19 protein-coding genes are annotated in these 24,670 nt (G+C 70.9%); 11 read left to right on the top strand and 8 right to left on the bottom strand.

Annotation, left to right across the window (positions count from 1 at the left end; translation table 11 throughout):
* The first annotated feature begins 7 nt into the window (after positions 1–7).
* The 6 genes from ABZW11_RS20025 to ABZW11_RS20000 all read left to right on the top strand — a co-directional run bounded on the left by ABZW11_RS20025 (position 8) and on the right by ABZW11_RS20000 (position 7,622).
* Positions 8–1,183: an aminotransferase class V-fold PLP-dependent enzyme gene (locus tag ABZW11_RS20025; RefSeq protein WP_355419079.1), complete on the top strand. Its 1,176-nt coding sequence runs from the start codon at positions 8–10 to the stop codon at positions 1,181–1,183.
* A complete protein-coding gene (locus ABZW11_RS20020; protein ID WP_355419077.1) occupies positions 1,180–3,951 on the top strand; it encodes an FAD-linked oxidase C-terminal domain-containing protein in 2,772 nt (923 codons plus the stop codon). The genes ABZW11_RS20025 and ABZW11_RS20020 overlap by 4 nt, the downstream gene beginning before the upstream one ends.
* 25 nt (positions 3,952–3,976) lie before the next feature.
* Positions 3,977–5,395, top strand: coding sequence for an SLC13 family permease (locus tag ABZW11_RS20015; RefSeq protein ID WP_355419075.1), 1,419 nt, complete (start codon positions 3,977–3,979; stop codon positions 5,393–5,395).
* A gap of 100 nt (positions 5,396–5,495) precedes the next feature.
* Complete coding sequence (locus tag ABZW11_RS20010) at positions 5,496–5,807, top strand: EthD family reductase (RefSeq protein WP_355419073.1); 312 nt, start codon at positions 5,496–5,498, stop codon at positions 5,805–5,807.
* A 141-nt stretch (positions 5,808–5,948) separates the two neighbouring features.
* Positions 5,949–6,338, top strand: coding sequence for a hypothetical protein (locus ABZW11_RS20005; RefSeq protein ID WP_355419071.1), 390 nt, complete (start codon positions 5,949–5,951; stop codon positions 6,336–6,338).
* 159 nt (positions 6,339–6,497) lie between these two features.
* Entirely contained in the window at positions 6,498–7,622 is a 1,125-nt protein-coding gene (locus ABZW11_RS20000) for an NBR1-Ig-like domain-containing protein (protein ID WP_355419069.1), read from the top strand.
* A 2-nt stretch (positions 7,623–7,624) separates the two neighbouring features.
* Here the strand turns inward: ABZW11_RS20000 and ABZW11_RS19995 are convergent, their stop codons facing one another.
* Positions 7,625–9,487 carry an ABC transporter ATP-binding protein gene (locus ABZW11_RS19995; RefSeq protein ID WP_355419067.1) on the bottom strand — a complete coding sequence of 621 codons (1,863 nt, stop codon included), beginning with the start codon at positions 9,485–9,487 and terminating at the stop codon, positions 7,625–7,627.
* Between the two features lie 233 nt (positions 9,488–9,720).
* Here ABZW11_RS19995 and ABZW11_RS19990 point away from each other — a divergent pair, with 233 nt between their 5' ends.
* Positions 9,721–10,875 (top strand): hypothetical protein, encoded by a 1,155-nt coding sequence (locus ABZW11_RS19990; protein ID WP_355419065.1) that lies wholly within the window; start codon positions 9,721–9,723, stop codon positions 10,873–10,875.
* Positions 10,876–10,974: 99 nt separating this feature from the next.
* Complete coding sequence (locus ABZW11_RS19985) at positions 10,975–11,496, top strand: snapalysin family zinc-dependent metalloprotease (protein WP_355419063.1); 522 nt, start codon at positions 10,975–10,977, stop codon at positions 11,494–11,496.
* 140 nt (positions 11,497–11,636) lie between these two features.
* Here the strand turns inward: ABZW11_RS19985 and ABZW11_RS19980 are convergent, their stop codons facing one another.
* Complete coding sequence (locus ABZW11_RS19980; protein ID WP_355419061.1) at positions 11,637–13,928, bottom strand: glycoside hydrolase family 3 N-terminal domain-containing protein; 2,292 nt, start codon at positions 13,926–13,928, stop codon at positions 11,637–11,639.
* A gap of 412 nt (positions 13,929–14,340) precedes the next feature.
* On the opposite strand from ABZW11_RS19980, the gene ABZW11_RS19975 reads away from it, so the two are divergent.
* The 3 genes from ABZW11_RS19975 to ABZW11_RS19965 all read left to right on the top strand — a co-directional run bounded on the left by ABZW11_RS19975 (position 14,341) and on the right by ABZW11_RS19965 (position 16,308).
* Positions 14,341–14,502 (top strand): hypothetical protein, encoded by a 162-nt coding sequence (locus ABZW11_RS19975; RefSeq protein WP_355419059.1) that lies wholly within the window; start codon positions 14,341–14,343, stop codon positions 14,500–14,502.
* Positions 14,499–15,827 (top strand): glycosyltransferase family 2 protein, encoded by a 1,329-nt coding sequence (locus tag ABZW11_RS19970; protein ID WP_355419057.1) that lies wholly within the window; start codon positions 14,499–14,501, stop codon positions 15,825–15,827. Before ABZW11_RS19975 ends, ABZW11_RS19970 begins: the two co-directional genes overlap by 4 nt.
* A gap of 85 nt (positions 15,828–15,912) precedes the next feature.
* Positions 15,913–16,308, top strand: coding sequence for a peptidase inhibitor family I36 protein (locus tag ABZW11_RS19965; protein WP_355419055.1), 396 nt, complete (start codon positions 15,913–15,915; stop codon positions 16,306–16,308).
* Between the two features lie 67 nt (positions 16,309–16,375).
* Here the strand turns inward: ABZW11_RS19965 and ABZW11_RS19960 are convergent, their stop codons facing one another.
* From ABZW11_RS19960 to ABZW11_RS19935, 6 genes are all read right to left on the bottom strand, one after another.
* On the bottom strand, positions 16,376–18,091 hold the full coding sequence (locus ABZW11_RS19960) for an ABC transporter family substrate-binding protein (protein WP_355419053.1): 1,716 nt from the start codon (positions 18,089–18,091) through the stop codon (positions 16,376–16,378).
* A complete protein-coding gene (locus ABZW11_RS19955; protein ID WP_355419051.1) occupies positions 18,088–20,154 on the bottom strand; it encodes an ABC transporter ATP-binding protein in 2,067 nt (688 codons plus the stop codon). The genes ABZW11_RS19960 and ABZW11_RS19955 overlap by 4 nt, the downstream gene beginning before the upstream one ends.
* Complete coding sequence (locus ABZW11_RS19950; RefSeq protein ID WP_355419049.1) at positions 20,151–20,993, bottom strand: ABC transporter permease; 843 nt, start codon at positions 20,991–20,993, stop codon at positions 20,151–20,153. Before ABZW11_RS19950 ends, ABZW11_RS19955 begins: the two co-directional genes overlap by 4 nt.
* A gap of 3 nt (positions 20,994–20,996) precedes the next feature.
* A complete protein-coding gene (locus tag ABZW11_RS19945; RefSeq protein ID WP_355419047.1) occupies positions 20,997–21,974 on the bottom strand; it encodes an ABC transporter permease in 978 nt (325 codons plus the stop codon).
* 354 nt (positions 21,975–22,328) lie between these two features.
* Entirely contained in the window at positions 22,329–23,333 is a 1,005-nt protein-coding gene (locus ABZW11_RS19940; protein ID WP_355419045.1) for an aminoglycoside phosphotransferase family protein, read from the bottom strand.
* Positions 23,334–23,341: 8 nt separating this feature from the next.
* A complete protein-coding gene (locus tag ABZW11_RS19935) occupies positions 23,342–24,667 on the bottom strand; it encodes a four-carbon acid sugar kinase family protein (protein WP_355419043.1) in 1,326 nt (441 codons plus the stop codon).
* Positions 24,668–24,670: the final 3 nt, after the last annotated feature.

Below are 24,670 nucleotides of genomic sequence, written 5' to 3'. Positions count from 1 at the left end.
TCCATCAGTGGGCCGGCACTTCCTGCAGATCCCAGGGCCGACCAACGTTCCCGACCGGGTGCTGCGCGCGATCGCGCAGCCCACGATCGACCATCGGGGGCCCGCGTTCGCCCATCTCGCGGGCGAGGTGCTGGAGCGGCTGCGGGGCGTGTTCAGGACGTCGGGCCCGGTGGTCTGCTACCCCTCCTCCGGTACGGGTGCCTGGGAGGCGGCGCTGGTCAACACGCTGTCGCCGGGTGACAAGGTGGTGGCGTTCGAGACCGGGCACTTCTCCTCGCTGTGGTGCGAGATGGCCACGAAGCTGGGCCTCGTCGTGGACGTCGTGCCCGGCGACTGGCGGCACGCCGCCGACCCCGCCGCGCTGGCCGACCGGCTCACCCCCGACGTGGCCGCGGTCATGGTGGTGCACAACGAGACCTCGACCGGCGTGCGCGGCCCCGTCCCGGAGATCCGCGACGCCATCGACCGGGCGGGGCATCCCGCGCTGCTGCTGGTGGACACGATCTCGTCGCTCGGCTCGATGGAGTACCGCCACGACGACTGGGGCGTCGACGTCACCGTCGGCTGCTCGCAGAAGGGGCTGATGCTGCCGCCCGGTCTCGGGTTCAACGCGGTCAGTGAGAAGGCGCTGGCGCATCGGGGGCGGCTGCCGCGCTCCTACTGGGACTGGGAGCCGGTCATCGCCGCCAACCGGCGCGGCTTCTTCCCGTACACGCCGCCCACCAACCTCCTGTACGGCCTGCGCGAAGCGCTGGTCATGCTGGAGGAGGAGGGCCTGGACGCGGTGTTCGCCCGCCACGACCGGCACGCCGAGGCGACCAGGCGGGCCGTGCGCGGGTGGGGCCTGGAGGTGCTGTGCGCCGACGAGCGCGCGTACTCCAGCTCGCTCACCGCCGTGGTGCTGCCCGCCGGCCACGACGCCGACGCGGTCAGGGAGCTGATCCTCGACCGGTACGACATGTCGCTCGGCACCGGGCTCGGCCGGCTGGCGGGCCGCGTGTTCCGCATCGGGCATCTCGGCCACTTCAACGACCTGATGCTCGCCGGCACGCTCAGTGGCGTCGAGATGGGCCTGGCGGCGGCGGGGGTGCCGATCAAGGACGGCGGGGCTCGGGCGGCGCTGACCTACCTGGAGGGCACGGAGGGCATAGAGGGCACGGAGGGCAGGGAGGGCGCCGAGTGAGCCTGGCACGCACGCTGGCCCCGCTGCTGGCCGGCGACGTCAGGGACGACCCGTACACCCGGCACCTCTACTCCTCCGACGCCAGCATGTACGCCATCGAGCCGCTGGCCGTCGCCTTCCCCCGGCACGCCGACGACGTGCAGGCGCTGGTGGCGGCCTGCGGCGAGCTGGGCGTGCCGGTGCTGCCACGCGGCGCCGGCACCAGCCTGGCCGGGCAGACGGTCGGCGCCGCGGTGATCGTGGACTTCTCCCGGCACATGAACCGGATCCTGGAGATCGACGGCGATACCGCCCGGGTGCAGCCCGGCGTGGTGCAGGACCAGCTCAACAGGGCCGCGCGCAAGCACGGCCTGATGTTCGGCCCCGACACCTCCACCAGCGACAGGGCCACGATCGGCGGCATGATCGGCAACAACTCGGCCGGCAGCCACTCCGTCCTGTACGGCTCCACGATCGACCACGTCCAGGCGCTGAAGGTGGTGCTCGCCGACGCCACCACGCCCGACCTCGCCACCGACGCCCGGCTGCGGACGGCGGTCGGCGAGGTGCTGGACGGCGTCGATCTGTCGGGTTTCCCGCGCTTCTGGCGGCACGCCGGCGGCTACCGGCTGGACGCGGCCACGGCGGGCGGCGGGCTCGACCTGACGAAGCTGATCGTCGGCTCGGAGGGCACGCTGGCCGTGATCACCGAGGCCACGGTCGGGCTGGCGCCGCTGCCGCGCGCCAAGGCCATCGCGGTGGGCCACTTCGCCTCGACCGCCGCGGCCGTCGCGGCCACCGCCGACGCGCTGTCGTTCGGCGCCGCCTCGGTCGAGCTGCTGGACAAGGCCATCCTCGACCTGTCCAGGCGGCGGGTCGACTACGCGGCGCTGGCCGGCATCCTGGAGGGCGACCCCGAGGCGCTGCTGTTCGTGGAGTTCTTCGGCGACAGCCCGGCCGAGGTGGCCGGGCGGGTGGACGAGCTGGCCATGACGTGGAAGGCCGGCGGGCACGGCTACCACACGCTCAAGGCGGTCACCAAGGCCGGGCAGGAGGCCGTGCTGAAGGTCCGCAAGGCGGGGCTCGGCCTGCTCATGGCGTCCAGCGTGGGCAGCCGCAGGCCGCTGGCGTTCGTCGAGGACACCGCCGTGCCGCCGGAGCGGCTGCTGCCGTACGTCGAGGAGTTCGCCCGCGTCCTCGACCGGCACGGGCTGAAGGCCGGCTTCTACGGCCACTGCTCGGTCGGCTGCCTGCACATCCGCCCGTTCGTCGACCTGCGGGCCCCCGGCGAGATCGCCACGATGCGGGCGGTCGCCGAGGAGGTCGCCGACCTCGCCGCCCGCTACGGCGGCGTCAACTCCAGCGAGCACGGCGACGGCCTGGCCCGCTCCGAGTTCAACCGGCACCTGTTCGGCGACCGCGTCTACGAGGCGATGCGGCAGGTCAAGTGGATCTTCGACCCCGAAGGGCGGCTGAACCCCGGCAAGATCGTGGACGCGCCCCCGATGACCGAGCACCTGCGCGACCCGAACCTGCCGGAGCCGCGCCCGCTGGCCACCACGCTGGCGTTCGAGGGCGGCATGCACGCCGCGGCCGACCGGTGCATGAACGTCGGCGTGTGCCGCAAGGACGACACCGGCGTCATGTGCCCGTCGTACATGGCGACCCGGGAGGAGGAGCACTCCACCAGGGGCCGGGCCAACGCGCTGGTCAAGGCGCTGTCGTCGCCCGACCCCCGGCGGGCGCTCGGCGACGAGCGGCTGCACGGCATCCTCGACCTGTGCCTGGAGTGCAAGGCGTGCCAGTCGGAGTGCCCGCTCGGCGTGGACATGGCGGCACTGAAGAGCGAGTCTCTGCACCAGTACCAGAGCGAGCACGGCGTCCCGCTGCGCGCCCGCGCGTTCGGCGCGATCAGGACGCTCAACCGGCTCGGCTCGGCGACAGCGCCGCTGTCGAACTGGCTGGCCGGCGCCGTACGCGGCCCGCTCGGCCTGAGCCGGCGCCGCCCGCTCCCCCGCTTCCGCCGCGACACCCTGCCGCGCTGGTTCGCCCGCCGCAAGCCTGCCGACGGCAGGGACGTGATCCTGCTGGCCGACTCGTTCACCAGCTTCACCGAGCCCGGCATCGGCCGCGCCGCCGTCGAGCTGCTGGAGCGGGCCGGTCATCGGGTACGGCTGGAAGCCTCCGGCTGCTGCGGCCGGTCCAGCATCTCCAAGGGGCTGCTCGACCAGGCCCGCGCGATGGCCGCCGACATGGTGGGCCGCCTGGCCGGCTCGGACGCGCCGATCGTCGGGCTTGAGCCGTCCTGCCTGCTCACGCTCAAGGACGAGTACGCCGCCCTGCTCCCCGGCGACCCCCGGGTGGCGGACGTCGCGGCGCGCGCCAGGCTCGTCCCCGAACTGCTCACGGAGGCCATCGACGACGGCCGGCTGGTGCTCGGCGACGCGCTGCGCGGGCGCGAGATCCTGCTGCACGGCCACTGCCACGAGAAGGCGGTCACCGGCACGGCCGCCACCCGCGCGCTGCTGTCCAGAATTCCAGGAGCGGAGGTGACCGAGATCGACGCCGGCTGCTGCGGAATGGCCGGATCGTTCGGCTTCGAGGCCGAACACTACGACCTGTCCATGAAGATCGGCGCTCTCCGGCTCTTCCCGGCGATCGCCGCATCGTCGCCCGACACCCTGCTCGCGGCCACGGGGGTCTCGTGCCGCCAGCAGATCGCTCACGGCGCGGGACGCACGGCGCGCCACCCGGTCGAGCTCGTCCACGAGGCGGCCGGTCCGACCTGACTCTCGGGGGAGATCGGAGTTAGCAGTGTCCGCAGAGCTCCTGTCCATTCTCGCCCTCATCATCATGTTCGTCGTGGCCACGATCTTCCCCGTGAACCTGGGAGCGCTGGCACTCGTCGGCGCCTTCCTGATCGGGACGCTGGCCGCGGGCATGAGCACCGACGACATCCTCGGCGCGTTCCCCGGCAGCCTGTTCGTGATCCTCGTCGGAGTGACGCTGCTGTTCGCCATCGCCACCAACAACGGAACCGTGGACTGGCTCGTCCGGGCCGCCGTGCACCTCGTACGGGGGCGGCTGGCCGCCATCCCGCCCGTCGTCTTCGTCATCTCGGCGCTGCTGACGGCGGTCGGCGCGCCGGCGCCCGCCGTGGCGGCCATCCTGGCGCCGATCGCGTTCGGCTTCGCCGCCGAGTACCGCATCCACGCGCTGCTGATCGGGCTGATGGTGGCGCACGGGACGCAGGCGGGCGCGTTCTCGCCGATCAGCGTGCTCGGCGGGATCGTGAACGGGGTCGCCCGGGATGCCGGGTTGCCCATGGACTACCTGGTGCTGTTCCTCGCCAGCTTCGCCTTCAACGCGGCCGCCGCCGTGATCGTGTTCTTCCTCTTCGGCGGGCGGGAGCTGATCCGGCGCGGGACGTACGTGCCGGAGGCGCCCGCCGGCGACGAGCGCCCGCCGGCGCCGGCCGCCGGCGGCACGGGCGGCGGCGGTGGCGGCGGCACCGCGACCACGACCGCGACCACCTCTAAGGCGGCCTCCACATCGGCCTCCACAACGCCCTCCACGACGCCCTCCACGACGACCGACGTGGCCGCCCCCGCGACCCCCGGGGGCGGGCTGCGGCTGACCGCGCACCAGGCGCTCACGCTGACCGGCATCGTCGCGCTCTGCGTGGCCGTCCTCGCCTTCAAGCTGGACGTCGGCCTGACCGCCGTCACCGTGGCCGTCGTGCTCTCCCTCACCTCGCCCAAGTCCAACAAGGGCGCGGTCGAGCGGGTGGCCTGGCCGACCGTGCTGCTGATCTGCGGCGTCGTCACGTACGTCGGCGTGCTGCAGGAGATCGGCACCGTCGATCACGTCGGGGCGACGGTGGCCGCGATCGGCGTCCCGCTGCTGGTGGCGCTGCTCATATGCTACGTGGGCGGCGTGGTGTCGGCGTTCGCCTCGACGGTCGGCATCCTGGGCGCGCTGGTGCCGCTGGCCGTGCCGCTGCTGTCGCAGGGCACGCTCGGCCCCATCGCGATGATCGCCGCGCTGTCGGTGTCGTCGGCGATCGTGGACGTCAGCCCGTTCTCCACGACCGGTGCGCTGCTGGTCGCCAACGTGCGGGGCATGCCGAGGGACGACTTCTACCGCAGGCTGCTGGCGTACGGGGGCGCGATCGTGCTGGCCGGGCCACTCGCGGCGTGGGCGGTGCTGGTGGCGCCCGGCTGGCTCGGCTGACCCGCGCGACCTTCCGGTGCCGCCGCCGCGTGCCCCCTGTCGCGCGACGGCGGATCCCGGTTTGATCGGAGGGCATCTGCGATCAGGGAGGACGACCACCATGGCTTTCCAGCTCATCGTCATGTACCACCACCCCGAGGACGTCTCGGCGTTCGACGAGCACTACGACTCGGTCCATGCCCCGATCGCCGCCCGCCTGCCGGGGCTGCGCTCGTACACGGTCATGCGGCCCGCTCCCGTACGCGGCGAGCGCCCGCCGTACCACCTGATCGCCGTCCTGACATTCGACGACGAGGACGCCTTCAACGCGGGAATAACGGGCGAGGAGGGCAAGGCGGCGGTCGCCGATCTGGCCACCTTCGCCGGCGCCGGCGTCACGATGGTGACGGGACCTGCGAACGCGGTTGTCTGACCCCTGACCTGGCGCGTCAATTGTCCAAATGGCTTTTGGAGAAATGCTCGGACAATTGCTGGACGGTCACCTCATAGGCGCATTTCCGCGTAGCTGGCATGGTGAATGGCGAAAGGAACACGACAACCGGGGGAATTCATCATGAGAACGCGTGTGAAGGCCGCTCTCGCCATGGCGTCCACGGCGGCGGCCCTGTTCACCCACGCGCCGGCGGCGGGCGCGACGCCCGTCACCGCCGCTCCGGCAGCTCCGGCCGCTCCGGCCGCGGGCCCGGCCACCGCCGCCCTCGGCGTCCTCGACGTCAACCGCGGCAAGACGCGCTGCTTCAGCTACTCCTTCGGCGACGACGGCACCACCAGCGTCACCGTCTACTTCCACAACCGCTGCAAGCACTCGCGCGGCATCAAGATCCGCGTCGCCCAGGCCAAGGACGCGTGCATCTGGGTGCGCGGCGGCGACTACGACAAGAAGAAGTTCAAGGGCCCGCACCCGACCGTCCAGTCGATCCGCGAAGTCTCCCACTGCGGCTGACATGCGCCTGCCGCCGGTCCGGAAGCGTCCTGGGGGGCCGCTTCCGGGCCGGCCGGTGATTTGCGAGCTTCGTCCTCCGATGAACGTTTGCTAACCTCTCGTGGTCTTGGTGTGGTACGGCATCGTGCCGTACGTGCGGCTGACCGAAGCAGGGGTGGGATGGCGCAGTCATCCGGACGTCAGGACGAGGGGACGGGCACCCGGCGGGGGCGCAGACCCATCCGCCCGGATCCCGCCGCGGGCCCCGTCGCGCTGTTCGCCCACCGCCTCTGGCAGCTCAAGGAGGAGGCGGGCGACCCGTCCTTCGCCGACATGGCCACCAAGCTAGGCGCCGCCGCCTCGAAGTCGTCACTCGCCGCAGCAGCCCGTGGCACCTCGTTGCCGAGCTGGGAGACGACGTGGGAGTTCGTCAGGGTCCTGGCAGTGGACCGCCTCGGCCACGACGAGGAGGAAACCCGCCGCAAGTGGCGCACCCACTGGGAACAAGCCACCACCCCACCCGACCCGACCCCCACCACCGACACCACCCCGCCATCTTCGGACGACGCACCCCGCGACGCCGCGCCGCCCGAGCACGCACACACCAGTGACCACGCGCAGAACACCGCGCCGCACCAGGACGACACGGACGACCGCGCACAGCCCACCGCCCCTCACCAGCACGACACGGACGACGCCGCCCCCGCGCCCAGCGGCTCCGCCCCGGCAGAGGCCGGCGCCTCCTACGCGGAGCCGGCCGCCGCCGGGCGGCGGCGCAGGATGGCGCTCGTGACCACGGTGGTGGCGGCGGTGGTGGCGGCGGTGGGGGCGGTCACCGTGCTCACCGGGTGGCTGTGGCCGTCGGTGACCGATGACGGGCCGCCCCGGACGACGCCACACGCCCAGCCCACCCCGGCGCCCACCCCGGCGCCCACCTCGCCACCCACATCGACCCCGACCGCCTCGCCGCACGACGACTCCGTGTTCGAGCGGGACGTGACCTACCCCGACGGCTCCGTCGTACGGGCCGGCGAACGGTTCGACAAGACGTGGCGGATCAGGAACTCGGGCAGCGTGCACTGGCACGACCGCTACCTCACCCGCATGAACGACACCCCCTGCAAGGCCCCCGAGCGGGTCGGGATCGGCCCGGTGCGGCCTGGCGAGTCGGTGGACATCACCGTACGGGTGAAGGCCGCCGAGTCGCCGGGCCGATGCAAGATCTATTGGAAGATGACCGACAAGGACGGCACCCCGCTCATGGCCGACAAGCGCCCCATCTTCCTCGACGTCACCGTGGCCTGAGGTCAGCGGTAGGCGGCGGCCTGCAAGGTGTAGAGGTCGGCGTACAGGCCGTCCAGGGTCATCAGGGTGTCGTGGTCGCCCTGCTCCGTGATCTCGCCGTGGTCGAGGACGTAGATGCGGTCGGCGTAACGCACGCTCGCCAGCCGGTGCGTGATGAGCAGGACCGTGCGGCCGTCGGAGTGGGAGCGGACGCGTTCGAACAAGGCGTGTTCTGCGCGGGCGTCGAGAGCGGCCGTGGGTTCGTCGCAGATGAGCAGGACGGCGTCCCGATGAAAGCCCCTCGCCACGGCGATGCGCTGCCACTGGCCGCCGGACAGCTCATGGCCGTTCTTGAAGCGGCGGTCGAGCAGGGTGCGGTAGCCGTGGGGCAGCTCGGCGATGACCTCGTCGGCGCCGGCGACCGAGGCGGCGGCGTGGAGGGCGGCCTCGCCCTTGTCGGTGCCCATCGTGATGTTGTAGTGGGCTGCGAGCGGCCAGCGGGTGTGGTCCTGGGCGATGACGGCGGTGCGCAGCCGCAGGTCGTCGGGGTTGACCTGGCGCAGGTCGACGTCGTCCCAGCGGACGGTGCCCGTTTCGGGCTCGTAGAGGCCGGACAGGATCTTGGCGAGGGTGGTCTTGCCCGAGCCGTTCTCGCCGACGAACGCGATCACCTCGCCCTGCTTGATCTCCACCGACACCCCGCGCAGGGCCGGGCGGTCGGCGCCCGGGTAGGTGAAGGTGACGTGCTCGGCGGTGATGCACGAGAAACGGCCGGGGGCGGGGAGTGGGCGCGGGCGGGTGACGCGGCGCTCGGCCTCGGCGCAGAACTCCAGGAAGTCGGTGAAGTAGAGGCCCTGCTCGTAGAGGCGGTTGGTGGCGTACATGAGGTTGGCGAGGGAGTTCTGGCCGGAGCGGATGGCGAGGACGGCGGTGCCGGCGACAGCGAGCGGTATGGCGGCGATGGCCAGCAGGACGCCGAGCGCGACGTAGACGAGCGCGGTGCCGATGCCGCCGAGCGCCTCGCCCACCAGCCTGGCCACGGTCTGGCGGCGGGCGAGGCCGAGCATGACGTCCTGTTCTGAGCGGGCCACGATGTCGTACAGGCGCAGCAGGAAGCCGCGCATGGTGAACGAGCGCACCTCGGCGGCCGAGGAGCGCTCGGCCAGCAGGTCGGCCATGATCCACTTGCGGCGGCGTACGGGGATCAGGGCGTACATGGCGGCGTAGCGCATGCGGGCGCTGCGCACCGCCGCCCAGGCGTCGGGCAGGACGGCGAGCAGCAGCAGCGGGAGCAGTACGGGGTGCAGCACGCCGAGCACGCCCGCGGCGGCGGCGATGCCGACGGCGGCGGTGACGACGTCGACGGCCGAGCCGACCACGGAGTCGGGCACGGTCACGCCGCGCGTGGTGGCGCGTTCGAGCGAGTCGTGGAAGTCGGGGTCGTCGTAGGCGACGAGCTCGACCTGGCTGGTCAGGCCATAGAGGCGCTCTTCCGTGAGCCGGGAGATCTGCGGGGTGAGCCGGGACTGCGCCCAGCCCGCTCCGGCCTGGACGGTGGTGCGCAGCACGGCGGCGGCGCCGACGAGGGCGAGGCTGGGCAGCGCCGCCATGACCCGGTCGGGGGTCGGGCCCTCGCTGAACAGCGCGGTCAGCACGCCGGTGGTGGCCAGCAGGCCGAACGCGGTGAACAGCCCGCCGAGCAGGCTGAGCGCGATGGTGGCCAGGGTGTCGCGGGGGCTCGCCTGCCAGGCCATGCGCAGCGCCTGGCCGACGAGCGAGGGCAGCCGTCTGGCGATGGCCAGGAAGCCGACCTCCGCCATCTTGTCGGTGTGGGCGCTCCATTCGGGAACGGTGAGTTCGCCGATGTCGAGCGGCTCGTTCTGCATGCTTTGAGTGTGCACGCGGGCACCGGCGGTTTCCGGTGGCGGCAAGGGTCGGCTTTTGTGAGGCGTTAGACGGTGGTCAGGGGACTTGTCATGTAAGTTTCACCGCCGGTTGACGGCTGATTTGAACGTTGTAATACTCCGTGCGATTCATCCCCCGTTCCATCTGCTTTCCATCGTATAAATACGCAGGTCAGCAGTTTTGTCGTAAATGAATCGATTCATGGGAGCGGAGTATGTCCAGCCGAAAACTCCTCACCGGCCTCGCCGCGCTCGTGCTCGCGGCGAGCGCACTGTCCGGCCCGCCCGCCGCCGCGGAGACGCGCTCCAGCAAGGCGCTGGCCTGCGGCGACGGCTCGTACAACGCCGAGGCCGTGCTGAGCGGCGGCACCTGGACCGCGCGCAACGGCTCCAGGACCGTCTACACCGGCGGCAGCATGCTGTCGGCCATGCAGGCCGCCGTGAACAGCCTCACCGCCGGCCGCACCTCCAAGCAGCGCGTCGTCGTGCGCGGCTCGGGCTCGATGAGCGCCGGCTCGCGCCTGTCGCTGCCGAGCCACACGGTGCTGGACGTCTGCGGCACCGTGAACGTGACCGGCTCCGGCTCGGGCGACCAGGCCGTCGTGTACGCCAGGGGCGTCACGGACGTCGAGGTCCAGCATCTCAACGTCACCGGCGCCCCGCTGTACGGCATCTTCGTCCGCAACGGCGTCAACATCACCCTCGGCCAGATCGACCTGCGCCTGTCCAGCGGTCTCGGCGTCCGCATCGACAACCACGGCGACCGCAGCGTACGGACGAGGAACGTGCGCATCGACAACGTCTACGTCTCGGGCACCAGCACGCACGGCGTGGAGACGTACGGCGTGGACGGCCTCACCGTCGGCACCGTCACGGCCAGGAACACCGGCCACTCCGGCCTGCTCCTGAACGACACCGCCAACGCCACGGTCGGCACCGTGGACGCGCAGAACGCGGGCACCGGCACCGGTTACGCCGCCTTCCGCATGGCCAACAGGAACGGCAGGATCGGGTCGAGCTATCCCACCAACATCCGCGTCGACCAGGTCATCGCGCGGGGCGGCGGCCGGGGCGTGTTCTGCGTCTCGGAGAGCGGCGGCGCGGTGATCAACCGGGTCGACATCGCCCAGACCGGCAACAACGCGATCCTCATCGAGAACTGCTACAACGTGAACATCGCCGCCCAGGGCGGCAGCGTGCAGGGGCCGGGCGACATCAGGCTCGCGGCGCGCTCGGAGTTCCCCAACACCTCCGACATCATCATCCAGAACCTCACCGTGACGAACTCCGCGATCAACGAGAACCCGTGCGGCGTCAACACGACCTTCAGGAACAACACGCTGGTCAACAGCCGCCAGACGATCTGCTGAAGGGCCATATCACGGCGATAGGGGCAATCTGGTACCTCTTCCGGGGCTGGTGGGGCGCATACCGTCACAAACACCCCCAACTTCCCCGGAGGAGGCTCCGTGTCGAAACGCCTTCGCATCGTCCTGTCCGCCGTCCTGAGCCTGGCGTTCCTGCTCGTCACCGCGCCGGCGCAGGCCACCGCCCTGGTCACGGTCATCCGGTACGACGCGAGCCGCGCCGCCGAGTTCAGCGCCACCGTGGACCAGGCGGCCCAGGTCTGGAACGCCAGCGTGTCGAACGTCCGGCTGGTCCGCGGCACGCCCGCGCACTTCGTCGTGCTGGCCGACAACGGCTGGCCCCGCGCGCTGCCCACCGGGCTCGGGCGCGGCACGATCTGGATGGGACGGCAGGCCGTGAACCAGGGCTACTACCCGCTGCGCATCGCCACCCACGAGATCGGCCACATCCTCGGCCTGCCCGACCGGCGCACGGGCCGCTGCACCGACCTGATGTCCGGCTCGAGCGCGCCGGTGAGCTGCCGCAACGCCAACCCGAGCGCGGCCGAGCGGGCCGAGGTGGACCGCAACTTCGCGGGCGCCACCCCGCAGGTCGAGTTCGGCACGCTCCACGTGGACCGCTGACCCGGGCGGCGCGCCCCCGGGCAGGGTCCCCCGGCCCGGCGCCGGGGGACCGTGGCGCGTCGGAGACAGTGGCAGGAGGGGCGGCCCCGCCCACCGGGGCCGCCCCTCCCCCGCCGCGTCCCCCGTCAGCGGCTTCCCGTTCAGCCGCAGGTGTAGCCGGAGGGGAGGGCGGTGTCGCCGTTGGGGCGGCTCGCCTGGAAGCCGAAGGACGTGCTCGCGCCCGCCCCCAGCGTCCCGTTGTGCGGCGCGCTGCGCGCCGTGACGGTCCCGCCGCTGACGCTCACGGAGGCGTTCCACGACCCGGTGATCGTGTGCCCGGCGGGCAGGGTGAAGGTGGCGGTCCAGGACGTCCTGGCGGCGCCGCCGTTGGTGACGGTGGCCTGCATGACGTACCCGTTGCCCCACTGGCTCTGCGTGGACGGCGTGACCGAGCAACCGCCGCCCGTGCCACCGCCGGACGTCGTCAGCGTCACCGTGCCCGAGCGGGGTGAACGGTTGCCCGCGGCGTCCCTGGCGTAGACGGCGAAGGTGTAGGAGGTGTCCGGCGACAGGCCGGTGATCGTGGTGGAGGTGGTGCTCACGGAGGCCGCCGGTGACTCGGCGGAGCCCTGTGAGCGGACCACGTCGTACCCCGTCACGCCGACGTCGTCGGTGGCGGCGGCCCAGGTGAGGGTGGCCGAGGTGGAGGTGACGCCGGAGGCGGCGGGCGTGCCGGGCGCGGTGGGCGGGCTGGTGTCGTCCTCCTCGCCGCCCGGCTCGTACGTCAGCCCGAACCCCTGCGGGAAGAGCGGCGTCTTGCCGTCACCGGCGTTGATCGGCTGCTGGGACGCGCTGCTCATCCAGGTCATGGGCAGCTTCCCGGTCGGCTCGACGGCGCCGAACAGCACGTCCGCCACTCCCCGCCCCTCGGTGCCCGGCAGCCAGGCGGCGACCAGGGCGTCCCAGCCGGGCAGCTGCGCGGCGATGTCGAGCGGCCGGCCCGAGACGAGCACCACGACGAGCGGCACGCCGGAGGCCCGCAGGGTGGCGAGCGTGTTGAGGTCGGTGGAGTCGAGGCCGAGGCCACCGGGCCGGTCGCCCTGCCCCTCGGCGTACGGGGTCTCGCCCACGACCGCGACGGCCACCCGGTAGGAGCCGTCGATGCCCCGGCCGTCCCTGCTGTAGGTGACGGTGGCGCCGGAGCCGACGGTGTCCCTGATGCCCTCGAGGATCGTGGTGCCGGGGGTGATGTCGCCGGACGAGCCCTGCCACGAGATCGTCCAGCCACCGCTCTGGTTGCCGATGTCGTCGGCGCTCTTGCCGGCCACGAAGATCTTGCCGCCGGTCCTGGCGAGGGGCAGCAGGTCGTTCGCGTTCTTCAGCACGACCTGCGACTTGGCCACCGCCTCGCGGGCCAGCGCCCGGTGCGCGGCGCTGCCCACGGTCGAGGTGTACGACCGGTCGGTGAGCGGCTCCTCGAACAGCCCGAGCTCGAACTTCTTGGTCAGGATCCGGCGTACCGCGTCGTCCACCCGGGCGGTGGTGACGCGCCCTGCCTGCACCTCGGCGCGCAGCAGCTCGATGAAGCGGCGCCACTCGGTGGGCACCATCGCCATGTCCATGCCCGCGTTCACGGCGGTGCGCACGTCCTGCGCCGAGGTGCCGGGGGCGCCGTCGATCTGGTCGATGCCGTTCCAGTCGGAGACCACGAAGCCGTCGAAGCCCAGCTCGCCCTTGAGCACGTCGGTGATGAGGTAGCGGTGGCCGTGCAGCTTGGTGCCGTTCCAGCTGCTGAAGGAGATCATCACGGAGCCGACGCCGCGCTCGACGGCGGCCTCGAACGGCGGCAGGTGCACCGCGCGCAGCTCGGACTCGGACACGCGCGCGTCGCCCTGGTCGGTGCCGCCTGCCGTGCCGCCGTCGCCGAGGTAGTGCTTGGCGGTGGCGAGCACGGACGCGGGGCCGTTCAGCGTGTCGCCCTGGAGACCGGTGATGATGGAGGCCATCTGCGACGGCAGGTCGGGGGTCTCGCCGTACGACTCGTACGTGCGGCCCCACCGGTCGTCGCGGGCCACGCACAGGCAGGGGGCGAAGTTCCAGTCGATGCCGGTGCCGGCCACCTCCTCGGCGGTGGCGCGGCCGATGCGCTGGACGAGGCCGGGGTCGCGGGTGGCGCCGAGCCCGATGTTGTGCGGGAAGATCGTGGCGCCGACGACGTTGTTGTGGCCGTGCACGGCGTCCACGCCGTAGACGAGGGGGATGCCGAGGGGGGTGGCCAGGGCCGCGTTCTGGAACCTGTCGTACATGTCGGCCCAGCCGGTGGCCGTGTTCGGCGACGGGGCCGAGCCGCCGCCCGACAGCACCGAGCCGAGCCGGTACGTGGTGACGTCGGACGTGCTGACCGAGCCGCGCTCGGCCTGCGTCATCTGGCCCAGCTTCTCATCCAGCGACATCCTGCCCATGAGGTCGTCGACCCGGGTGGCGACCGGGAGGCTCGGGTCCTGATAAGGCAGAGCCGCAGCGGCTGTCACTGTAGCCGCTGCCGGGAAGGGCGCCGTCAAGGTCGCGGCGAGGAGGGCGAGCACGACGGCCCCACCCGCCCGCCTCTTTCTGCTCGGGTTGCTGCTCATCGCACGCTGCTCCGGCTGGCTCGAAGGGATATGGGAGCGCTCCCAAGAGCACTGTAGGTCACGATCCCCAGGTTTCCCCGCGACGCTCGACGCACCATCCCGGCGACGGCGGGCACCAGCGGAAACGGGCCGTACGCCGGTGAAACTTTCAGCTCTTCTTGACCGGTGGCGAGGCCGGCGGGGCCCCGGTTCCGGCGACACTGTCCGCCGTCACTTCCACCTCAGGAGGCCCTCGATGGCGTACGGATCCCTGGCCGGCTACGGCGGCGGCGTCGCGGTGGCCGCGCTGGCCGGCGGTCACCCCCTGCTGGTCGCGCTCTGCGCGTCGATCGCGCTGGGCACCGCCTTCCTGGTACGCGCCCGCTTCCGCCGCGACCGCACTCCCCTGTGCCCATGAAGGACCCGTCCGCCGATTACGCCGGCCACCCCAGGCTCCTCGCCCTCCTCGTCACCGGCGTCACCGTCTGGAGCGTGGCCAGGCTGGCGGCGGCCCTGCCCGGGAACGACCCGGGCCCGGCCACCTGGCTGCTCGCCGCGATGCTCCTGTGGTGGCTGCCGCTGTCGTGGTGCGAGCGCCGGATCACCGCGCCGCCGGGCGAGCGGGCCGGGCTGGACGCGTTGCGGGTGACCGTCCAGGTGCCGGTTTACAACGAGGATCCTGAGGCGCTGCGCGCCTGCCTGCGCTCGGTCCTGGCGCAGAGCCGGCCGGTCACGCGGGTGCGGGTGGTGGACGACGGCTCGCGCGTCCCGTACGACGACGTCCGCCACGCGTTCGAGTCGGCGGCGGCGGCCCGCGGCGTCGAGACGACCTGGGACCGCACCCGGAACCGGGGCAAGCGCCACGCCCAGATGCACGCGCTGGCCGAGGACGACGGCGACGTGTTCGTCACCCTCGACAGCGACTCGGTGCTCGATCGGCACGCCGTCAGGGAGGGCCTGGCCCCGTTCGCGGACCCGCGGGTGCAGTCGGTGGCCGGTCAGGTGCTGGTGCTGAACCGGACGGCGGGCCCGATCGGCCGGCTGACGGGCCTGCTCTACCTGCCGTTCACGCTCGGCCTGCGCAGCGCGGGCTCGGTGCTGCGACAGGTGACGCTCAACTCGGGCGCGCTGGCCTTCTACCGGGCGGACGTGGTGCGCCGGTGCGCGGGCGCGTACGAGAACGAGCGCTTCCGCGGCCGGCCGATGCAGATGAACGACGACTCGCTGCTCACCTTCCACGCCCTGCTGGCCGGGCGGACCGTGCACCAGCCGTCGGCGATGGTGTTCACGCTGGCCCCGGTCCGCTTCACTCATTACGCCAGGCAGCAGGTCCGGTGGATGCGCGGCACGGCCGTACGGCACCTGTGGTGGCTGCGGTACCTGCCGCTGACGAGCGTCGCGTTCTGGACCACGGTGGCGCAGCACCTGCACCTGCTGCTCATGGCGGCGCTCCCGGTCGTGCTGCTGGCCCGGCAAGACGTCGGTCTGGGGGCGGTGGCGGCGGCCGGAGCACAGGCGGGGCTGGCCATGAACTACGTGATGGCGCTGCGGCTGTTCACGGTGCGGCGCGGCGACGAGAGCGCGGGGGCGCGGCTGCTGGCGTTCGCGCTCGCCCCGCTGGCCGCGCTCTGGCGGCTGCTGGTGCTGCGCCCGCTGCTGGCGTACGCGGTGCTGACGTGTCACCGGGTCGGCAACTGGGGCACCAGGGGCGGCGTGGAGGTCGGGCTGACGGCCGGAAAATGATCCCTTTCCTGACAAGATCGCGCCGTGTATGTTCGAGGCGAAAGAAAGTTTCACCCTTGGAGGAAGTGTGGGCAAGAAGCTTCAGATGCTGGCATTACCGCTCGCCGCCGCCGTCGTGGCGGCGCTCGGCACGCCGGCTCAGGCCGCCGAGGGCTACGACCGGTGCCAGGAGGGCTACTACTGCATGTTCTCCGGCCTCGACGGCACCGGGGACGTCATCCAGATCAACGCCGACACCCCCGACCTGGCCGCGCTGGGCATGGCCGACCGCGCCAAGTCCGACTGGAACCGTACGGACAGCCTCATCTACCTCTTCTCCGAGGCGAACTACGACGGCTGCGCCGCCGTCACCTTCGCCCGGGACAAGGGCAACTTCTTCTCCACCTACCGCGACTTCTTCGACTCCGTGCGCTTCGACGGGCCCGGCGGCCCGTCCTGCGGCATCACGGTCAAGAGCGGCGCGGCCGACTCCCACGGCTGACGGCCCCCGACACGGGAAGACCCCCGGCCGGAGCAGCTCCGGCCGGGGGTCACCCGGTGAGAGAGGGTCAGCCGGTGAAGCCGACCATCGTCCAGTCGTAGGTCTTGTAGCCTTCGGCGCCCAGGTTGGCGAGCGTCTTCTTGGCGGCCTGGATGTCGGGGCGCTGGTACAGCGGGATCGTGTGCACCATGTCCCAGATCAGCTTGTCGGCCGCGTTGGCCTTCTCGATGGCCTTGGCCGGGTCCATCTCGCTCACGGCCTCCTCGATGGCCGCGTCCACGGCGGGATCGCTGGCCTTCGGGAAGTTGCTCTCCGAGCCGGTCTTGTAGATCTGCGGCAGCGAGCCGATCGGCAGCGGCGTGCCGATCCAGGAGAACGGCACCAGGTCGAAGTCGCCCTTGATGATGTAGTCGGTGAAGAACTTGTCATCGGGCACCGGGCGGATCGACAGCTTGATGCCGGCCTCGGCCAGCATCGCCTGGGTCAGCTCACCCTCGGTCTTGGCGTACGGCACGCCCGCGGGCACCACGAAGGACAGCTCGAACTCCTTGCCGTCCTTCTTGCGGGTCGCGCCCTCGCTCTCCTGCTTCCAGCCGGCGGCGTCGAGCAGTTGCTTGGCCTTCTCGACGTTGTACTTGCCGAGGTCGCCGGAGTTGTCGACGTAACCCTTGTGGTTGTTCATGAAGACGTGGTTGCCGAGCGTCTGCAGCGGCCAGTCCATGTCCTTCAGGTCGGACTGCGTGATCACGTCACGGTTGATCGCGTACTGGACGGCCTGGCGGACCGACTTGTCCTTCAGGAACTCGCTCTGGTTGTTGACGGTGATGTGCCGCCAGTTGGGGCTGAGCGCCTTGCGGATGTCCACGTTCGGGACTTCCTTGGCCCGCTTGAGGTCGGCGGGGCTGCCCGGCGGGATCTCCACCATGTCGAGCTCGCCGTTGGCGAAGGCGTTGACCTGCGCGGCGGGCGTCTCGATGGTACGGAAGATGACCTTGTCGAGCTTGGCCTTCTTGCCCCACCACTTGTCGTCACGCACGACGGTCAGCGTCTTGGTGCCCTCGTCGATGCTCTCCACCTTGAAGGGACCGGCCGTGACCGGAATCTTCTGCAGGTAGTCCTTGTCGTACGCCTCAGGCGTCTCCATGTGCTTGGCCGGGATGAGGTGCGGCGAGCGGGAGAACAGGCCCTGCCACTCCGGGTACGGCTTGGAGAAAGTGAAGATCGCGACCTTGTCCGAGTCGCCCTTGGTCACCGACTCGATCCGGTCCCACCCGTCGGTGGAGGCCGGCTTGAACTTCTTGTTCTTGCCGTTGTTCGCCTTCCACGCCGCCTCGAGGTCCTTCCACGTGATCGGCTCGCCGTCCGACCAGGTGGCCTTCTCGTTGATGGTGTACGTGACGACCTGCTTGCCCGACGACAGGTCGTTCTTGACGTCGGTGAGGTAGTCGGGGTTCGGCGCGTAGTTCGCCTCCTCGTCCGACACCATCATCATCGGCAGAATGGTGTCGAGCATCTCCGCCGTGTCCGCCTGGTTGCCGTCGACGTGGTTGGGGTTCCACTGGCTCGGCCACTGCCCGACGGGCAGGGTGACCGTGCCGCCGTCCTTCACCTGCTCGTAAGGAACGGGGTTGATGCTGATGGCCGGGGTCTCCGACATCTGCTGCTGAGCCTGCTGCGACTGCTCGGCGCTCGGCTGCTTGGTCTCGGAGCCGCCGCCACCACAGGCCGCCACGGCCATGGCCAGGACCGCCAGCCCAGCGGCCGCACGGTGATGAACCTTCACTCTTCCTCCTGATTGTCCGAGGCCGTGATGACCTCGACTTCCTCCGCGTAGTGGCAGGCGGCGCCGTGATCGGCGCTCGTCAGCCGGGCAACCGAGGGCTCTTCGTCCACACACCGCTGCCGCTCGCCCTCACTGAGCCGGGCGAACTTCGGGCAACGGGTGCGGAACCTGCATCCAGACGGCGGGTCGGCCGGGCTGGGCAGGTCGCCTTCGAGCAGGATCCGCTTGCGGGTGCGTTCCATCTCGGGGTCGGGCAGCGGGATCGCCGACAGCAGGGCCTGCGTGTACGGGTGCGCGGGCCGGTCGTAGACGTTCTGCACCGCGCCGATCTCGGCGATCCTGCCGAGGTACATGACGGCCACCCGATCCGCCAGGTGCCGTACCACGGCCAGGTCGTGCGCCACGAACAGGTAGGACAGGCCCAGCCTGTTCTTCAGCTCCTCCAGCAGGTTGATCACGCCTGCCTGGATCGACACGTCCAGGGCCGAGACGGGCTCGTCCAGGACGAGCAGCTTCGGCTCCAGGGCCAGCGCGCGGGCGATGCCGATGCGCTGCCGCTGGCCGCCGGAGAACTGCTGCGGGTAACGCTCGGCGTGCTCCGGTGCGAGACCGACGAGCTGCAGCAGCTCGGAGACCTTGGCGGCGACGTCCTTCCTGCCGTGCGCGCGCAGCGGCTCGGCGATGATGTCGCCGATCGGCATGCGCGGGTCGAGCGCCGCCATGGGGTCCTGGAAGACGATCTGCAGGTCCCGCCGCAGCTCGCGGCGGGCCGCCTTGTCCAGCTTGCCGCTGTCCTTGCCGAGCACGACGACGCGGCCGTCCTGCGGCGGCTCCAGCTGCATGATCTGCTGCAGCGTGGTGGTCTTGCCGCAGCCGGACTCGCCGACCAGGGCCAGCGTCTCACCCTCCGCGATGTCGAAGCTGATGCCGTCGACCGCGTAGACGGTGCCGACGCGGCGCTTGAAGATCGCGCCCTTCATCAGCGGGTAGTGCCGCTTCATGCCGTCGAGCTCCAGCACGGTCGCGCGCTCGGCGCGCGGCACGCGGACGACGTCGCTCGGCGGGATGACCGGCACGGGGAACACGTCCGCCCCGGTCAGGCCCTTGTGCTCGATCTCGTGCGCGCGGATGCAGGCCACGTGGCGTCCCCCGCCGAACGGGGTCAGCGGCGGCTCTTCCTCGTCGCACATGTCGACCTTCATCGGGCAGCGCGGCGCGAACGGGCAGCCGGGCGGCAGCGAGGCCGGCGACGGCGGGTTGCCCTCGATCGGCACCAGCGGCCCCTCCTCGCCGTCGACCCTGGGGATCGAGGCGAGCAGGCCCATCGTGTACGGCATCCGCGGCCGGTAGTAGATGTCGTCCACCGGCCCCTGCTCGACCGGGCGGCCCGCGTACATGACGAGCACCCGGTCGGCCATGCCGGCGATGACGCCGAGGTCGTGAGTGATCATCACGATGCCGGCGCCGGTCTCCTGCTGCGCGGTCTTGAGCACCTCCAGGACCTGCGCCTGGATGGTGACGTCGAGCGCGGTGGTCGGCTCGTCGCAGATCAGCAGGTCGGGGTCGTTGGCGATGGCCATGGCGATCATCGCGCGCTGGCGCATGCCGCCGGAGAACTCGTGCGGGAACGCCTTGGCCCGCAACCGCGGGTTGGGGATGCCGACCAGGTCGAGCAGGTCCACGGCGCGCTTGGCCGCCTTGTCCTTGCCCACCTTCTGGTGCACGCGGACGGCCTCGGCGATCTGGTCGCCGATGGTGTAGACGGGCGTGAAGGCGGACAGCGGATCCTGGAAGATCATGCTGATCGCCTTGCCGCGTACCTTGATCAGCTCGTCTTCCTGCATTCCGAGCAGTTCCTGGCCGTGCAGCTTGACCGAGCCGTCCACCACCGCGTTCTTGGGCAGCAGGCCCATCACGGCCAGCGACGTCACGGACTTGCCCGAGCCGGACTCGCCCACGATGCCGAGCACTTCGCCGCGCTCGACCTCGTAGCTGACGCCGCGCACGGCCTCGATGCCGCCGGGGAAGGTGACGGTGAGGTCCTTGACCTCCAAGATGCTCACAGGTTGCTCCCCGGGTCGAGTGCGTCACGCAGCCCGTCGCCGATCAGATTCACGCTCAGCACGAGTGCGACCAGCAGGCCGGCGGGGAAGGCGAACAGCCACGGGTAGCCGGTGGCGTTGCCGGCGCCGAGCGCGATCAGCGTGCCGAGCGAGACGTCGGGCGGCTGGATGCCGAAGCCGAAGAAGGACAGCGCCGCCTCGCCGATGATGGCGCCACTGACGTTCAGCGTCGCGTCGATGATCAGCAGCGACGACAGGTTGGGCACGATGTGCCGCATGATGATCTTCCAGCGCGGGATGCCCATGTAGACGGCGGCCAGGACGTACTCGCGCTCGCGCAGCGAGAGCGTCATGCTCCGCACCACCCGTGAGGTGATCATCCAGGAGAACGCGGCCAGCAGCACCACGAACCACAGCCAGGACGCGCCGTCCTTCAGCCGCGGCGAGACGATCGCGATGATGAGGAAGCTGGGCAGGACGAGGAGCAGGTCCACGCCCCACATGAGGGCCTTGTCCACCCAGCCGCCGAAGTAGCCGGCGAACGCGCCCACCAGCGCGGCCAGGCCGGTGGAGATCAGCGCCACCAGCAGGCCGATGACGATCGACTTCTGCATGCCGCGCAGCGTGACCGCGTACATGTCCTGGCCGATCGAGGTGGTGCCCCACCAGTGGTCGGCGCCCGGCGGCGACAGGAAGGCGAGGAAGTCCTTGTCGGTCCAGTCGTACGGGCCGATGAAGGGGCCGACGTAGGCCAGCGCCACGAGCAGGATCAGCGCGATGACCCCGTAACGGGCCTGCTTGTTGCGCAGCAGGCGCCTCAGGACGACTTTCGATCGCATCTTCTAGCTCACCCGCACCCGTGGATCGAGGGCCGCCACCAGCAGGTCCGACAGGAACGACGCCGCGAGCACGCACACCGCGGCGAAGAAGGTCACCGCGGCCACCGAGTTCACGTCGTTCTGGTTGATCGAGTCGACCAGCCAGGCGCCCATGCCGTGCCAGGCGAAGATCTTCTCCGTGAACGTGGCGCCGGTGAACATCGTCCCGAACGCGAACGCGAAGTACGTCGCCGACGGGATCAGCGCCGTGCGCAGCGCGTGCTTGATGAGCGCCGTCCTGCGCCGCAGGCCCTTGGCCATCGCGGTGCGGACGAAGTCCTGGTTCAGCACGTCGAGCATCATGTTGCGCTGGATCCGGCTGTAGAACGCGATGGAGCCGAGGCTGAGGGAGATCGTCGGGAGGATGAGGTGGTTCAGCCGGTTGAGGAACTGGTCCCAGCCGGAGAGCCGGGGGTCGTACTCGCCGGTGTACTCGATCAGCGTGAACCCGAGCCCTCTGTTCAGGTTGTACGTCGCGATCGCCAGCAACGTGGCCAGCACGAACACCGGGATCGCCATGATGACGAAGGAACTGACCCCTATTAACCGATCACTGAGCTTGTACTGCTTGACCGCGGAGATCGCACCCAGCGCCACGCCCACCGCGAACCCCAGCAGGGTGCCGATGAGCAGGAGCCGGAGGCTGACCATGACCCGGCGGCCCATCTCGGCGTTGACCGAGCCGCCGTTCCAGGTCTTGCCGAAGTCTCCGGTGATGACGCCGGAGGCCCAGGTCGCGTAGCGCTCGAGCACGGGCGTCTTGTCGTTCAGGTTGTAGGCGTCAAGTGTGGCATCGATGGTCGCCTCGGGAACCGGGGGCTGCCGCCCCTCGTACGCCCCTCGCGGGTTCATGGTGGTGGCCGCGAGCATGTACGCCAAGCTTGCCGCGATAGCGACCAAGATCACATTTATCGCCAACCTGCGGAGCAGGTACTTGCCCATCACTCTCCGTTCGCGTTGATCGAGGGCGCGAACCCCTCGCGGAGCGACGCCCCCTCAACGGAAATCCCATCTCACATCGCGAAATTCACGTGACGTCAAGATGACTGATCACCGCGCAATATATAAGCAAAGCGATAACAGTCAGAATCGCGAAATATAACGGTCAGGTCACTCGCAATAGATCACCCCGACCCGCTCAGAGACCCGGAAAACGGGGATCGACCTGCGGAAATGCGGCTGATCAGATGGCCGTTCCAGTGCCTCTCGCAGGGGCTTGTGTCACAGAATCCGGACATCAATTGACGGCCCCGATCGATGATCAACATCATATTCGGAGAGGCGCCGCTGTGAGCCTCAATCGATCTCCGCGAGCACGGCGGTCACGTCGTCGTAGGACTGCGCGACGCCGTCGCACTCCCCGTGACGGTGGCGCTCCAGCCGGACGGCGCCGAGATGGCGGATCTCGTAGATCAGCGAGCGCCACGTTGCGGCGGGGGTGCGGTCCTGCTTCCCGTACGTCTCCCAGAACGCCAGCCGCTCGTCCTGCTTGGCGTTCGCCATCCTGATCGTCCAGTCAGCGGCCGGGTCGCCCCACCACGTACGGTCGAAGTCGAGCACCCCGGTCAGCGTGGGCTCGGGCGCGTCCTTCGCGATCATGGCGTTGACCGTCCACAGGTCGCCGGTGAGCAGGCGCGGCTCGGTGATCTCGTCGAGCACGTCACGCCGCTCCTCCGCCAGCGCGGCGGCCTTGCGCAGGTCGGCGGCGTGCAGGCCGGCGTCTTCCGCGTCCGCCGCCAGCTCGCGCAGGGCGCCGGCCACGGCCTCGCTCCACGTCCGGTACGCGGGCGCCGCCACGGGGCCGAATCCGGGGCCGAATCCGGGGCCGAATGCGGGGCCGCGCACGTCGTGGATCTTTCTGGTGATCTCCCCCATCTTCCTGAAGAAGCTCGTCCAGGTGGGGCGGGGGTAGCCGGGCAGGCCGTCGGGGGCGGGCACGCCGTCCAGGAGCGTCTGCACGAGGTAGTCGCGGCCGATCAGCTCGTGCGACCAGTCGGCGGCGATGATCCTGGGCATCAGCGGGGCGATCGGGGCGAGGTAGGGGGCGGTCGCGTACTCGTTGCGCATCAGCTCCCGCTCGGAGCGGGCCTGACGGGCGGGCTCCGGTGCGAACCGCATCACCACCGGCCGGTCCCGCCCCTCGACCGTCACCTTGTACGTGGTGTTGTACATGCCGAGGCCCAGCTCGACCGCCTCCACGGCGTCGCGGCCGAAGACCCGGCGGCTGATCTCCTGGAGATGGGCGGGGGTCACGGGCTGCTGGAACGCCTGGGCGGGGCGCTCGATCGGCTGGAAGTGCATGCCGACCATCATCCCGTCCCGCGGCCACCGCGCACGGTCGGAAGTGAACCCGCGGCCGCCCGGAGAAAGAAGTCATCCGGCCCCACCTGACCGCCCTTGAGCGCCACCTCCAGCCCATCGACCGCCGGATCATCCGCGGAAAGCACGCAAACGGGCCCGCCCACCGCCAGGGATCCGACCACGTCCAGCGCATGGGCACCCAACGCCGCCACCACCTGCCCGGAGGTGTCGCCCCCGGCCACCACCACCCGCCGCGTCAACCCACCCCGCACCGCCGCCACCGCCACCCGGCCCAGCGCCTCCCCGATCCCTTCCGGGTCACGGACGGGCCCCAGGGTGGACTGCACGATGGTGTGCCGCCCCGCCCGCAAACTCTCCTCCGCCACGGAGAGCCCCTCAGCCACATCCACGACCTCCCACCCGGCTTGCCGGGCGGCGGCGATCTGCCGCGCGGTAACAGAAGACCGGCTCCCAGAAACCACCAGCACCGGCACCATCGCCCCCAGCGCCGGCTGTCCGGCCGCGCCCGGGCTCTGTCCGACCGGTCCGGGCCCGGGTTCCATGGGCGCCCGCCGCTCTGCCGCCGCCCACGCCAGCGCCTGGCTCAATCCCCCGGACCCCACACACCACAGCACCCGCGCGGAGGGGCGAGACCCCGAAGCCGAGGACCAAGCGGTGGAGAGGAGGAGGTGGCCGAGGGTGTGGAGGTGGGCGTCGGTGGTGGCGTCGGCGATGACGGCGTCGTCGTCGCGGCGGGCGAGGTACTGCTCGGGCGTCGCGTCCGCCGGCAGCCGGCCGACCCGCCCGGCGCCCTGCTCGGTGAGCCGGACCCGCAGGTCGGCTTCACTGGCGGGGGTGACCGGGTGATCGCGGGCGGGCGGGTAACGGTCGAGACGGAGCACGTCATCGCCATAGCGGACGAAGTGGTTGGCGTACCAGGTGTAACGCCCGAACTCGGGCTGCGCGGCCAGCACCGGCACCGGCCCTTCAGCGAGCCCGGTGCGGCGCAGGGCCGCGATGACGGCCCCGATGCTGCCCCGCTCGGGCGCGGAGTCGAACGTCGAGCAGACCTTGTACTGCACCACCGCCGGCCCGAGAGCCGCCACCGCCTCAAGCGCCGGCAGCGCGACCGCCACCGGATCCTCGGCGGCCCTCGCCGTGGTGGCGAGCCCGATGACGTCGGTGCGATCGTGCAACCGCCGCGCATCGGTCACCAGCGACCCGCTCAGTCCAAAGCGCCTGAACTGCCACAAAGCATCCGTAGCCCCGGTGAAGTCATCGGCAACGAACCCGAAAAGCGTCACCACACCACCCCTGTGCAGGTGATGCCCCATGCC

The organism is Nonomuraea sp. NPDC004580, from assembly GCF_040609855.1.
GTDB classification, from domain to species: Bacteria; Actinomycetota; Actinomycetes; order Streptosporangiales; family Streptosporangiaceae; genus Nonomuraea; species Nonomuraea salmonea.
This window is presented reverse-complemented; position numbering and strand designations above follow the sequence as displayed.

What these genes read in the sequence shown, in the direction of transcription:
- ABZW11_RS20000 (WP_355419069.1), top strand. Translation starts at nt 6,498, where the DNA reads ATGGCGCAGTCATCCGGACGTCAGGACGAGGGGACGGGCACCCGGCGG.
- ABZW11_RS19940 (WP_355419045.1), bottom strand. Translation starts at nt 23,333, where the DNA reads ATGCACTTCCAGCCGATCGAGCGCCCCGCCCAGGCGTTCCAGCAGCCC.
- ABZW11_RS19980 (WP_355419061.1), bottom strand. Translation starts at nt 13,928, where the DNA reads ATGTCGCTGGATGAGAAGCTGGGCCAGATGACGCAGGCCGAGCGCGGC.
- ABZW11_RS19935 (WP_355419043.1), bottom strand. Translation starts at nt 24,667, where the DNA reads ATGGGGCATCACCTGCACAGGGGTGGTGTGGTGACGCTTTTCGGGTTC.
- ABZW11_RS19990 (WP_355419065.1), top strand. Translation starts at nt 9,721, where the DNA reads ATGTCCAGCCGAAAACTCCTCACCGGCCTCGCCGCGCTCGTGCTCGCG.
- ABZW11_RS19970 (WP_355419057.1), top strand. Translation starts at nt 14,499, where the DNA reads ATGAAGGACCCGTCCGCCGATTACGCCGGCCACCCCAGGCTCCTCGCC.
- ABZW11_RS19950 (WP_355419049.1), bottom strand. Translation starts at nt 20,993, where the DNA reads ATGCGATCGAAAGTCGTCCTGAGGCGCCTGCTGCGCAACAAGCAGGCC.
- ABZW11_RS19965 (WP_355419055.1), top strand. Translation starts at nt 15,913, where the DNA reads ATGCTGGCATTACCGCTCGCCGCCGCCGTCGTGGCGGCGCTCGGCACG.
- ABZW11_RS19945 (WP_355419047.1), bottom strand. Translation starts at nt 21,974, where the DNA reads ATGGGCAAGTACCTGCTCCGCAGGTTGGCGATAAATGTGATCTTGGTC.
- ABZW11_RS20005 (WP_355419071.1), top strand. Translation starts at nt 5,949, where the DNA reads ATGAGAACGCGTGTGAAGGCCGCTCTCGCCATGGCGTCCACGGCGGCG.
- ABZW11_RS19995 (WP_355419067.1), bottom strand. Translation starts at nt 9,487, where the DNA reads ATGCAGAACGAGCCGCTCGACATCGGCGAACTCACCGTTCCCGAATGG.
- ABZW11_RS19975 (WP_355419059.1), top strand. Translation starts at nt 14,341, where the DNA reads ATGGCGTACGGATCCCTGGCCGGCTACGGCGGCGGCGTCGCGGTGGCC.
- ABZW11_RS20010 (WP_355419073.1), top strand. Translation starts at nt 5,496, where the DNA reads ATGGCTTTCCAGCTCATCGTCATGTACCACCACCCCGAGGACGTCTCG.